The sequence below is a fragment of the Pseudomonas sp. P1.31 genome (assembly GCF_001269815.1).
GTDB classification, from domain to species: Bacteria; Pseudomonadota; Gammaproteobacteria; order Pseudomonadales; family Pseudomonadaceae; genus Aquipseudomonas; species Aquipseudomonas rustica.
In genome coordinates this window covers 504,983-517,163 of record NZ_LHVN01000007.1, presented here as the reverse complement: position 1 = coordinate 517,163, position 12,181 = coordinate 504,983, and the positions used below count along the sequence as shown (strand labels likewise).

The following is a 12,181-nucleotide window of genomic DNA, read 5'->3' as shown; positions in this document are numbered from 1 at the left end:
CGGGGTTACGCCTTCTTCTGGTGTTGAGCCAACGCTGCTTTGACGAAACCGCTGAACAGCGGGTGGCCATCGCGTGGTGTCGAGGTGAACTCAGGGTGGAACTGGCAAGCAACGAACCATGGGTGATCGGCCGCTTCTACCACTTCAACCAGCGCTGCGTCAGCCGAGCGACCGGAGATTTTCAGGCCGGCTTCGATCAGTTGTGGCAGCAGCTTGTTGTTCACTTCGTAACGGTGACGGTGACGCTCGACGATCACATCCTTGGCGTAGCAGTCGTGCACCTTGGAGCCGGCTTCAAGCAGGCATTCCTGAGCGCCGAGGCGCATGGTGCCGCCCAGATCGGACGCTTCGGTACGCACTTCAACAGCGCCGGTCGCGTCTTCCCATTCGGTGATCAGACCCACAACCGGGTGGCCGCTGGCGCGGTCGAACTCGGTGGAGTTGGCGTCTTTCCAGCCCATCACGTTACGGGCGAACTCGATGACCGCCACTTGCATGCCGAGGCAGATGCCCAGGTATGGAACCTTGTTCTCACGAGCGTACTGAACGGCGGTGATCTTGCCTTCCACGCCGCGCAGACCGAAGCCGCCCGGTACGAGGATCGCGTCGACACCTTCGAGCAGCGCAGTGCCCTGGTTTTCGATGTCTTCGGAATCGATGTAACGCAGGTTGACCTTGGTGCGGTTGCTGATGCCGGCATGACTCATCGCTTCGATCAGCGACTTGTAGGCGTCCAGCAGCTCCATGTACTTGCCGACCATGGCGATGGTCACTTCGTGTTCCGGGTTCAGCTTGGCGTCAACCACCGCTTCCCACTCGGACAGATCAGCGCTGCCGCACTGCAGACCGAAACGCTCAACGACGAAATCGTCCAGACCCTGCGAGTGCAGGATGCCAGGGATCTTGTAGATGGTATCGGCGTCTTCCAGCGCGATCACCGCACGTTCTTCAACGTTGGTGAACTGAGCGATCTTGCGACGCGACGAGATGTCGATCGGGTGATCGGAACGGCACACCAGTACGTCTGGCTGCAGGCCGATCGAACGCAGTTCTTTCACCGAATGCTGGGTTGGCTTGGTTTTGGTCTCGCCGGCAGTGGCGATGTACGGCACCAGAGTCAGGTGCATCAGCATTGCGCGCTTGGCGCCGACTTCGAAACGCAGTTGGCGGATCGCTTCGAGGAACGGTTGCGACTCGATGTCACCGACGGTGCCACCGATTTCAACCATCGCCACGTCAGCGTCGCCAGCACCCTTGATGATGCGGCGCTTGATTTCGTCGGTGATGTGCGGAATCACCTGGATGGTTGCACCCAGGTAATCACCACGGCGCTCTTTGCGCAGCACGTGTTCGTAAACACGGCCAGTGGTGAAGTTGTTGTTCTGGGTCATGGTCGTGCGGATGAACCGCTCGTAGTGGCCCAGATCCAGGTCGGTCTCGGCGCCGTCGTGGGTGACGAACACTTCGCCGTGCTGGAACGGGCTCATGGTGCCCGGGTCAACGTTGATGTACGGATCCAGCTTCAGCATGGTGACCTTAAGTCCCCGCGCCTCCAGGATGGCTGCCAATGAAGCCGATGCAATGCCTTTCCCCAAAGAAGAAACAACACCGCCCGTGACGAATATGTAGCGCGTCATGAAAAACCCTAGAAGTCTGCGTTAAAGCGGTCCGAGCCGCCGGGGGAAGCGAAGGAAGGCCGAAGCCCCCGATCACCTGCATTAATCACAGTGCACCTTTCAAAAAAACCGCCGCGTTGGGACAGACCGGCAGATGAAACACCGGTACGTTGCTCGCTACACATTTTTTGGAATCGCCCAGCAAAGACTGCTTGGTAATCGGCAACTCCTGCAATTCAGGCGAATCCACAGAAGTTGTATCAAGAAGGGAGCGTAGTCTACCGGAATGCTCCTTTCAGCTCAAACCCAGATCTTCGCCTGTTGGCTGCCAATGCAATTTCCAGCCGTCCTGCCCATTGCCATCAAGCCCCGGCAGGTTCGCCACCGCGAGCAATTCGTCACCGCGAAACAGCAGCGGCAATCTGCCACGCACAAAACCCGGCACCGCGCGCTCATTGAGCAGGCGTTTGAGATCACGATGACCGCGATCCGCCAAATGCATCACTTCGCCGCCCTGACGATAGGCGATGCGCAATGATCCGCAAGGAGTATGCCCAGCGAAAATGACACGGCCATTATCGGCCAAGCGTAGCGGTGAAGACGGCACTTGCCAGTCAGCGCCGATCATCGGCGTGCGCAACCAGTGGCCGCTGAGCCACCACACACGTCCGGCGCTGCGATGCAATTCGCCATTGGCCAGACGCCAGATAGGCGAAGCATCGGAAGCCGCTTCGCACAGATCCGTCCAACCCGACCAATGGTCGCTATCCGGCAGTTGGGTGAAGGCTTCGAGCCAATGGCTGATCGCGTTGCGTTGGCGCGCGGCGGACAGTGCGGCGAGTGGCGCCAGTTCCAGCGACGGCAAACCCAGCCATTCGAAATCGTGCGGGGTGTTCGCTTGTGCCAGATCGATCTGCGCCAGTTCATCGAGCAGCCCCTGCGCCTCACGCAGATGCGCGGCACTGCGGGCCATGCTCGCCTGCGCTTGCGGCCAGCGCCCGGTCAGCAGCGGCATGACCTGATGGCGCAGATAGTTGCGCGAGAATTGCCGATCCTGATTGGACGGGTCTTCGATCCAGGTTAATTGATGTGTCTGCGCGTACGCTTCCAGTTCGGCGCGGGAGATGTCCAGCAGCGGCCGAACCAGCGTGCCCTGCCCCACCGGCCGCTGCGCCGGCATTGCGGACAATCCGCGTACACCGGCGCCACGCAACAGGCGAAATAACAGCGTCTCCGCCTGATCATCGCGATGCTGCCCGGTCAGCAACAGATCATTGGTCTGCGTCAGCGAACTGAACACCGCGTAACGCGCATCCCGTGCTGCTCGCTCCAGACTCGCACCCGGTTGCACCGTAACCCGCTCGATCAGCAACGGAACACCCAGCGCATCGCAAACGGCTTGGCAATGTTGCGGCCACGCATCAGCCGCAGCCTGAAGGCCGTGATGGATATGGACAGCGCTTAGCGGCGGGAGGGAATCGGATTTTGCCAGAGAGGCCAGCAGATGCAGCAGGACGGTGGAGTCGAGACCACCGGAGAAGGCGATACGCCAATGAGCGGCATTGCGCCAGGGCTCAAGGTTCAGCAGAAGCCGGGAAGGCAAATCACTCTTCGAAGAATTCATAGAGAGGGTCGCTTCTCAAGGATCCTGTAGGAGCTGCCGAAGGCTGCGATCTTTTGATCTTGAAAGATCGCAGCCTTCGGCAGCTCCTACAGGGGTATTGCGTTCGACTTAGAGGCCGTAGCTCATCAGTCGATCATAACGGCGCTTCAACAGCGCTTCGTTATCGAACTTCTTCAGCATCGCCAGTTGCGAACTCAGCTCGGCACGGATCGAAGCAGCGGCAGTCGCTGGATCACGGTGGGCGCCGCCCAGAGGCTCGCCAATCACCTTGTCGACAATGCCCAGGCCTTTCAGACGCTCAGCGGTGATGCCCATCGCTTCAGCAGCATCCGGCGCTTTTTCGGCGGTTTTCCACAGAATCGATGCGCAACCTTCCGGCGAGATCACCGCGTAGGTCGAGTACTGCAGCATGTTCAACTGATCGCAGACGCCAATCGCCAGAGCACCGCCGGAGCCACCCTCACCGATAACGGTGGCGATGATCGGGGTTTTCAGGCGCGACATCACACGCAGGTTCCAGGCGATCGCTTCGCTCTGGTTGCGCTCTTCAGCGTCGATCCCAGGGTAGGCACCCGGGGTGTCGATGAAGGTCAGGATCGGCATTTTGAAACGCTCGGCCATCTCCATCAGACGGCACGCCTTGCGGTAGCCTTCCGGACGCGGCATGCCGAAGTTGCGGCGAACCTTCTCGCGCACTTCGCGGCCTTTCTGGTGACCGATGATCATCACCGGCTGGTCTTCCAGACGGGCGATACCGCCAACGATGGCGGCGTCGTCAGAGAAGTGACGGTCGCCGTGCAGTTCGTCGAACTCGGTGAAGATGTGCTCGATGTAGTCGAGGGTGTACGGGCGTTTCGGGTGACGCGCCAGGCGTGCGATCTGCCAGCTGGTCAGCTTGCCGAAAATGTCTTCGGTCAGCGTTTTGCTCTTGTCCTGCAGGCGGGAGATCTCATCGCCGATATTCAGCGAATTGTCATTACCGACCAAGCGCAACTCTTCGATCTTGGCTTGCAGGTCGGCGATCGGCTGTTCGAAATCTAGAAAATTCGGGTTCATAGGCGTCCGTCTTGGGTCGAGTCCCAAATAAGCTTGGGCCGGCCGTTTGTCTATTCGCGCCCTACCTTAAGGGAGAGGCGCGCTGAGGTCGAGATTAAAAATTCAGGTTTCGGGCAAGTGCAATGATGGCACTCGCCGGTCAACGGTATTGGAGGAAGACGTTGTCTCGCCCGAACTGGTCACGCAGAGCCTGAATCAAGGCATCCGCCGGGTCGATTCGCCACGTCTCGCCAAACTGCAGCAAGGTCTTCGCATCGGGGCTGGTGTACTCCATGGTCACCGGGCACGCGCCGCGATGGCGCTTGAGCAAATCACCCAACCAGCGTAGCTGATCGCCTTTCAGATCCTGGGTTTGCAGCTTCAGGCGCAGGCTCTCGGCAAGGTTGGTGCGCGCATCTTCCATGCTCATCACACGCTTGACCCGCAGGCGCAGGCCGCCGGAGAAGTCATCGTTGCTGACCTCGCCTTCGACCACCACCATCGCGTCGGTCTGCAACAGTGACTGCGCGGAGTGGAACGCATCGGCGAACAGCGACGCCTCGATTCGCCCCGAACGGTCGTCGAGGGTGATGAAGCCCATCTTGTCGCCCTTCTTGTTCTTCATCACGCGCAGGGCAATGATCATCCCGGCCACGGTCTGCGTGTCGCGCGCCGGTTTCAGGTCAATGATGCGCTGACGGGCGAACCGGCGGATCTCACCTTCGTACTCGTCAATCGGGTGACCGGTCAGGTACAGGCCCAGGGTGTCTTTTTCACCTTTGAGGCGTTCTTTGAGGGTCAGCTCTTTGGCCTTGCGATGCACCGCGTAAACGTCGGCATCTTCCTCGACGAACAAGCCGCCAAACAGGTCGGCGTGACCACTGTCGTGAGTGCGCGCCGTCTGCTCGGCGGATTTGATCGCTTCTTCCATCGCGGCCAACAGCACCGCACGGTTGCGGTCGATGTTGGCCTGATAAGCCTTTTGCTCTTCATGGAAGAACGGGCCGAGACGATCCAGCGCCCCGCTGCGGATCAAACCGTCGAGGGTGCGCTTGTTGATGCGTTTGAGGTCGACACGGGCGCAGAAATCGAAAAGATCCTTGAACGGCCCGTCCGCGCGCGCCTCAGTGATCGCCTCGACCGGACCCTCGCCCACACCCTTGATCGCGCCGAGGCCATAAATGATGCGGCCTTCGTCGTTCACCGTGAACTTGAACTCCGAAGTATTCACATCCGGCGCGTCGAGACGCAGCTTCATGGTGCGAATTTCTTCGATCAAGGTCACGACCTTGTCGGTGTTGTGCATGTCCGCCGACAGTACCGCGGCCATGAACGGCGCCGGGTAGTGGGTTTTTAGCCAGGCGGTCTGGTAAGAGACCAAGCCGTAAGCGGCAGAGTGAGATTTGTTGAAACCGTAACCGGCGAATTTTTCCACCAGGTCGAAAATGTTACCGGCGAGGTCGGCTTCGATATTGTTGGTCTTGCAACCTTCAATAAAACCGCCGCGCTGCTTGGCCATTTCTTCGGGCTTTTTCTTACCCATCGCCCGACGGAGCATGTCCGCACCGCCGAGGGTGTAACCGGCCATGACCTGGGCAATCTGCATCACCTGTTCTTGATACAGGATGATGCCGTACGTCGGCGCCAATACCGGCTTGAGGCCTTCGTATTGATAGTCGGAGTGCGGATACGCCAGCTCGGCGCGACCGTGCTTACGGTTGATAAAGTCATCAACCATGCCGGACTGCAACGGGCCCGGACGGAACAGGGCCACCAGTGCGATCAAGTCTTCCAGACAGTCGGGCTTGAGCTTTTTGATCAGCTCTTTCATGCCTCGCGACTCAAGCTGGAACACCGCGGTGGTTTCAGCTTTTTGCAACAGCGTGTAAGTCGGCTTGTCGTCGAGCGGAATGAACGCGATGTCCAGCGGCGGCTCGTCGACCTTGGCGCGGTCGCGGTTGATGGTCTTCAGCGCCCAGTCGATGACCGTCAGCGTCCGCAGACCGAGGAAGTCGAACTTCACCAGACCGGCGGCTTCAACGTCGTCCTTGTCGAACTGGGTTACCAGACCGTCACCGGCCTCGTCGCAATAGATCGGCGAGAAGTCAGTCAGCTTGGTCGGCGCGATAACCACACCACCGGCGTGTTTACCGACGTTACGCACCACGCCTTCGAGCTTGCGCGCCATCTCCCAGATTTCGGCGGCCTCTTCATCGACCTTGATGAAGTCACGGAGGATTTCTTCCTGCTCGTAGGCTTTTTCCAGAGTCATGCCGACTTCGAACGGAATCATCTTCGACAGACGATCCGCCAGACCGTAAGACTTGCCCTGCACCCGCGCCACGTCGCGCACCACAGCCTTGGCGGCCATGGAACCGAAAGTGATGATCTGGCTTACCGCGTTGCGCCCGTACTTCTCGGCCACGTAATCGATCACGCGGTCACGACCGTCCATGCAGAAGTCGACGTCGAAGTCGGGCATCGATACCCGTTCCGGGTTAAGGAAACGTTCGAACAGCAGATCGTATTCCAGCGGGTCGAGGTCGGTGATCTTCTGCACGTAGGCCACCAGCGAACCGGCACCCGAACCACGGCCAGGGCCTACCGGCACGCCGTTGCTCTTGGCCCACTGGATAAAGTCCATAACGATCAGGAAGTAACCGGGGAAGCCCATCTGGATGATGATATCCAGCTCGAAATTCAAGCGATCAACATAGACCTGACGCTTGGCTTCGTAGTCTTCGGTGGTGTCTTTGGGCAGCAGCACCGCCAATCGCTCTTCGAGACCGTCGAAGGAGACTTTGCGGAAATATTCGTCGATGGTCATGCCATCGGGGATCGGGAAGTTGGGCAGGAAGTGCGTGCCCAGTTTCACGTCGATGTTGCAGCGCTTGGCGATCTCGACGGTGTTTTCAATCGCGTCGGGAATATCGCTGAACAGCTCGATCATCTCCTCGGCGCTTTTCAGGTATTGCTGATCGCTGTAATTCTTCGAACGACGCGGGTCGTCGAGCGCGCGGCCCTCACCGATGCACACGCGGGTTTCGTGGGCGGCGAAGTCTTCCTGCTTGATGAAGCGCACATCGTTGCTCGCCACCAACGGCGCGCCGAGTTTGTCGGCCAGCGCCACGGCGCCGTGCAGTTGTTCTTCATCGTTGGGACGGTTGGTGCGCTGGATTTCCAGATAGAAGCGATCCGGGAACACCGCCATCCATTCGCGCGTCAGGGCCTCGGCTTCAGCCGGGTTGCCACTGATCAGGGCCATGCCGATCTCGCCCTCTTTGGCGGCGGACAACATGATCAGGCCTTCGTTGGCTTCAGCGACCCACTCACGCTCGATGATGATCATGCCGTTGCGCTGGCCTTCAATGAAGCCGCGCGAGATCAACTCGGTGAGGTTGCGATAGCCCTTGGCGTTCATCACCAACAGGCTGAGACGGCTCAGCGGCGCGTCCGGATCTTTGTTCGACAGCCACAGGTCGGCGCCGCAGATCGGCTTGATGCCGGCGCCCATGGTGTTTTTATAGAATTTGACCAGGGAGCACATGTTGTTCTGGTCGGTGACCGCGACCGCCGGCATGTTCATGGCGGTCAGCGCCTTGACCAGCGGCTTGATCCGCACCAGCCCGTCGACCAGCGAGTATTCAGTGTGCAGGCGTAGATGAACGAATGAAGCCGGCATAGTGATCCTGTCCAGTTACATAGAGACAACAAGGCCCGGATTGTACCGGGCCTCGAACAAAACATCAGCCTTGCGACTAAACCTGTGTCAGGCCTTCCAGCGCTTCGTAAGCCAGACGCACCGGGGCGAACGAGCGCCGATGAATCGGCGTCGGGCCCAGACGTACCAAGGCTTCCAGATGAACGGGCGTCGGATAGCCTTTATGGCCGCCGATGCCGTAACCCGGGTAGATCAATTCAAACGCAGCCATTTCACGGTCACGACTGACCTTGGCCAGAATCGACGCGGCAGCAATGGCCGGCACCTTACCGTCGCCCTGCACCACCGCTTCGGCGCGCATCGGCAGTTGTGGGCAGCGGTTGCCGTCGATCATCGCCAGTTTCGGCTGAATATGCAGGCCGGCGACCGCGCGCTGCATGGCGAGCATGGTGGCGTGAAGGATGTTCAGCTCGTCGATTTCTTCGACTTCGGCGCGGGCGATGCACCAGCTCAGGGATTTCTCGATGATCTCGTCGTAGAGCTTTTCACGCTTGGCTTCGGTGAGCTTCTTCGAGTCGTTGAGGCCGAGAATCGGCCGGTTCGGATCAAGGATCACCGCTGCCGTCACCACTGCACCGCACAACGGGCCGCGACCGACTTCATCGACACCGGCCACCAATTCTTCGACTTCGGCGACCAGGGTGAAATCCAGGCCCATCTGCATGCTTGTCTTGCTCATTGTTTTTGACCGATCAGGTTAAGGACGGCGTCCGCCGCCTGATTGGAGGCATCCCGGCGCAGCGTGCGGTGGATCTCGTCGAAACCGCGCGTCTGTTCTTCACCGCCTTCGATCAGCGGCGACAAGGTCTGGGCCAGTGCTTCGACCGTCGCATCATCCTGCAATAATTCTGGCACCAGCAGACGCTGGGCGAGCAAGTTCGGCAAGGACACGTACGGGCTCTTGACCATGCGCTTGAGAATCCAGAACGTCAGCGGTGCCAAGCGATAGGCGACCACCATCGGCCGCTTGTACAGCAGCGCTTCAAGGGTCGCGGTACCGGAAGCGATCAACACGGCGTTGCACGCGGCCAAGGCCAGATGGGATTTGCCGTCGAGCAAGGTCACCGGCAGATCGCGGCCGGCGAGCAGCTCTTCAAGCTGCGCGCGGCGCTCGGCGTTGGCGCAAGGAATGACGAAACGCACACCCGGGCGCATGCTGCGCAGGCGCTCGGCGGTATCGAGGAACAGCGCGCCAAGTCGAGACACTTCGCCGCCACGGCTGCCGGGCATCAAGGCCACCAGCGGGCCGTCAGGCAAGCCCAACTCGGCACGCGCGGCGGCACGATCAGCCTCCAACGGAATGGCATCGGCCAGCGTGTGGCCGACGAACCGCACCGGCACGCCCTTCTCTTCGTAGAATTTCGCTTCGAACGGCAACAACGTGAGCATCAAATCGCAGCCTTCGCGAATCTTCAACACGCGCTTCTGCCGCCATGCCCACACCGACGGGCTGACGTAATGCACGGTTTTGATCCCGGCCTGACGCAGCTTCAGTTCGATATTGAGGTTGAAATCCGGGGCATCGATGCCGATGAACACATCCGGTTTCTCGGCGATCAGCGTGGCGATCAGCTCCTTGCGGCGCTTGAGCAACTCACGCAGACGCCCGAGCACTTCTACCAGGCCCATGACCGACAAGCGTTCCATGGGAAAGTAGGAAGTCAGGCCTTCGGCCTGCATCAACGGGCCACCCACACCGATGAACTCGACCGCCGGATGCTGCGCCTTGAGGGCGCGCATCAGACCGGCGCCGAGAATGTCGCCGGAAGCCTCACCCGCCACCAGCGCAATACGCAGATTAGCCATGATCAGCGAGTGATGCCGCGAGTCGACGACTGGATCGAGTCGCGGAAAATCGCAACTTCCGGGAACTGCGCCGCCGGTTCTGCCAGCTCAGCCAGTGCCTGCTCGACCGTCAGGCCTTGGCGGTACACGGTTTTGTAGGCGCGACGCAGGGTGTGGATCGCGTCTTCGCTGAACCCACGACGGCGCATGCCTTCGAAGTTCATGCTGCGTGCTTCCGCCGGGTTGCCGAATACCGTCACGAACGCCGGAACGTCCTTGCCGATCGCCGTGCCCATGCCGGAAAAGCTGTGGGCGCCGATGTGGCAATACTGATGTACGAGGGTGAAACCGGAGAGGATCGCCCAGTCATCAACGTGTACATGGCCGGCCAACGCGGTGTTGTTGACCAGAATGCAGTTGTTGCCGATGACGCTGTCGTGACCGATGTGGGCATAGGCCATGATCAGGTTGTGGTCGCCCAGCGTCGTTTCGGAACGATCCTGAACGGTGCCACGGTGAATGGTCACGCCTTCGCGGATGACGTTATGGTCACCAATCACCAGACGGGTTTCTTCACCTTTGTATTTCAGATCGGGCGTGTCCTCGCCTACCGAAGAAAACTGGTAGATGCGATTGTCCTTACCGATGCGGGTCGGGCCTTTAAGAATTACATGGGGCCCGATCACGGTACCCTCGCCGATTTCCACACCGGCGCCGACGATCGACCACGGGCCGACCTCGACACCGTCAGCCAGAACGGCCGACGGATCGATGATTGCGCGAGGGTCAATCAAACTCATAGCTTGCGTTCCGCGCAGATGATTTCAGCCGAGCAGACCGGCTTGCCGTCGACCGAAGCCTGGCATTCGAATTTCCAGATCTGACGCTTGCAGCTGAGGAACTTGGCTTCAAGGATCAACTGGTCGCCCGGCAACACAGGCTGGCGGAAACGCAGCTTGTCGGAACCGACGAAGTAGTAAAGCGTGCCGTCGGCAGGCTTCACATCAAGCATTTTGAAACCGAGGATCCCGGCAGCCTGAGCCATTGCTTCGATGATCAATACACCCGGCATGATTGGATGCGCAGGGAAGTGACCATTGAAGAACGGTTCATTGATGCTGACATTCTTGTAGGCGCGAATGCGCTTGCCTTCAGTGTCCAGTTCCACCACCCGATCCACCAGCAGGAACGGGTAACGGTGAGGCAGGTATTCGCGAATCTCGTTGATGTCCATCATTTCGGGGGGAAGCCTATGTAAAGATTGGGAGCGCGACTGACGCGCACTCCTCTAGCAAATCAAGGAGGCAGTCTAGAGGCTGTGCACACTTGATATGGAAATGGTATCAGCCATCTGATGAAGCATTGCCGTCAGGGGTCACTTCCCCTACGCGCTTTTCCAGCTGTTTCAAACGTCGCGCGATGTCATCGAGCTGACGAATACGGGCCGCGCTTTTGCGCCATTCGGCCGCCGGTTGCATGGCTGTACCGGATGAGTAGGCGCCTGGCTCGGTAATCGAGTGGGTCACCATGGTCATCCCGGTGAGGAAAACGTTGTCGCAAATATCAATGTGCCCAACCAGACCGACACCGCCAGCGAGCATGCAATGCTTGCCGATCTTGGTGCTGCCGGAGATCCCGACACACGCGGCCATGGCAGTGTGATCACCGACCTGAACGTTGTGCGCGATCTGAATCTGGTTATCGAGTTTCACGCCATTGCCGATCACGGTATCGGCCAGCGCGCCGCGGTCGATAGCGGTATTCACGCCAATCTCTACGTCGTCGCCGATGGTCACGCCACCGATCTGGGCGATTTTCTGCCAGATGCCCTTCTCGTTGGCAAAGCCGAAGCCCTCACCACCGAGCACAGCACCGGACTGAATCACCACACGTTTGCCGATGCGCACGTCGTGATACAGGGTCACGCGGGGCGCAAGCCAGCCGCCTTCACCAATTTCACTGCGCGCACCGATAAAGCAGTGGGCGCCCAAGGTCACCTCAGCAGCGATACGCGCACCGGCTTCGATCACTACAAACGGGCCGATGCTGGCGGTTGGATCAACCACCGCGTCGTCCGCAATCACTGCCGACGGGTGGATACCCGCCGCAGCTTTTGGTTTGGGATCGAACAAGTGCGAGATACGTGCGTAGGCCAGATAAGGATCCGGCACCACCAGCGCATTTCCGGCAAAGCCTTCAGCATCAGCTTCTTTGAGCAACAGCGCTGCCGCCTGCGAGCCTGCCAGGAATTTGCGGTATTGAGGGTTTGCCAGAAAGCTCAACTGAGCTGGGCCAGCCTCTTGCAAAGTGGCTAGCCCAGTAATTTGCTTCTCCGGGTCGCCACGCAGGGTGGCGCCGAGGAACTCGGCCAACTGGCCGAGCTTGATGGTCACGGTCATG

9 protein-coding genes are annotated in these 12,181 nt (G+C 59.6%); all 9 read right to left on the bottom strand.

What is annotated here, in order from left to right; genetic code table 11:
• Window positions 1–5 precede the first annotated feature (5 nt).
• Entirely contained in the window at window positions 6–1,637 is a 1,632-nt protein-coding gene (locus AD669_RS05565) for a CTP synthase (protein ID WP_053117648.1), read from the bottom strand.
• A 274-nt stretch (window positions 1,638–1,911) separates the two neighbouring features.
• A complete protein-coding gene (gene tilS / locus AD669_RS05560; RefSeq protein ID WP_053117646.1) occupies window positions 1,912–3,240 on the bottom strand; it encodes a tRNA lysidine(34) synthetase TilS in 1,329 nt (442 codons plus the stop codon).
• A 108-nt stretch (window positions 3,241–3,348) separates the two neighbouring features.
• Window positions 3,349–4,296, bottom strand: coding sequence for an acetyl-CoA carboxylase carboxyltransferase subunit alpha (locus tag AD669_RS05555; RefSeq protein WP_053117644.1), 948 nt, complete (start codon window positions 4,294–4,296; stop codon window positions 3,349–3,351).
• A gap of 139 nt (window positions 4,297–4,435) precedes the next feature.
• Window positions 4,436–7,957, bottom strand: coding sequence for a DNA polymerase III subunit alpha (dnaE, locus tag AD669_RS05550; protein ID WP_053117642.1), 3,522 nt, complete (start codon window positions 7,955–7,957; stop codon window positions 4,436–4,438).
• A gap of 76 nt (window positions 7,958–8,033) precedes the next feature.
• On the bottom strand, window positions 8,034–8,660 hold the full coding sequence (gene rnhB / locus AD669_RS05545; RefSeq protein WP_053117640.1) for a ribonuclease HII: 627 nt from the start codon (window positions 8,658–8,660) through the stop codon (window positions 8,034–8,036).
• An 11-nt stretch (window positions 8,661–8,671) separates the two neighbouring features.
• A complete protein-coding gene (gene lpxB / locus AD669_RS05540; RefSeq protein WP_053117639.1) occupies window positions 8,672–9,802 on the bottom strand; it encodes a lipid-A-disaccharide synthase in 1,131 nt (376 codons plus the stop codon).
• A gap of 2 nt (window positions 9,803–9,804) precedes the next feature.
• Window positions 9,805–10,581 (bottom strand): acyl-ACP--UDP-N-acetylglucosamine O-acyltransferase, encoded by a 777-nt coding sequence (lpxA, locus tag AD669_RS05535; RefSeq protein ID WP_053117637.1) that lies wholly within the window; start codon window positions 10,579–10,581, stop codon window positions 9,805–9,807.
• On the bottom strand, window positions 10,578–11,018 hold the full coding sequence (fabZ, locus tag AD669_RS05530; protein ID WP_053117635.1) for a 3-hydroxyacyl-ACP dehydratase FabZ: 441 nt from the start codon (window positions 11,016–11,018) through the stop codon (window positions 10,578–10,580). The genes lpxA and fabZ overlap by 4 nt, the downstream gene beginning before the upstream one ends.
• 106 nt (window positions 11,019–11,124) lie before the next feature.
• A complete protein-coding gene (lpxD, locus tag AD669_RS05525) occupies window positions 11,125–12,180 on the bottom strand; it encodes a UDP-3-O-(3-hydroxymyristoyl)glucosamine N-acyltransferase (RefSeq protein WP_053117633.1) in 1,056 nt (351 codons plus the stop codon).
• Window position 12,181: the final 1 nt, after the last annotated feature.

Bases quoted from the DNA above. Each gene is read 5' to 3' on its own strand.
- AD669_RS05565 (WP_053117648.1), bottom strand. From the start codon at position 1,637: ATGACGCGCTACATATTCGTCACGGGCGGTGTTGTTTCTTCTTTGGGG.
- tilS (WP_053117646.1), bottom strand. From the start codon at position 3,240: ATGAATTCTTCGAAGAGTGATTTGCCTTCCCGGCTTCTGCTGAACCTT.
- AD669_RS05555 (WP_053117644.1), bottom strand. From the start codon at position 4,296: ATGAACCCGAATTTTCTAGATTTCGAACAGCCGATCGCCGACCTGCAA.
- dnaE (WP_053117642.1), bottom strand. From the start codon at position 7,957: ATGCCGGCTTCATTCGTTCATCTACGCCTGCACACTGAATACTCGCTG.
- rnhB (WP_053117640.1), bottom strand. From the start codon at position 8,660: ATGCAGATGGGCCTGGATTTCACCCTGGTCGCCGAAGTCGAAGAATTG.
- lpxB (WP_053117639.1), bottom strand. From the start codon at position 9,802: ATGGCTAATCTGCGTATTGCGCTGGTGGCGGGTGAGGCTTCCGGCGAC.
- lpxA (WP_053117637.1), bottom strand. From the start codon at position 10,581: ATGAGTTTGATTGACCCTCGCGCAATCATCGATCCGTCGGCCGTTCTG.
- fabZ (WP_053117635.1), bottom strand. From the start codon at position 11,018: ATGATGGACATCAACGAGATTCGCGAATACCTGCCTCACCGTTACCCG.
- lpxD (WP_053117633.1), bottom strand. From the start codon at position 12,180: ATGACCGTGACCATCAAGCTCGGCCAGTTGGCCGAGTTCCTCGGCGCC.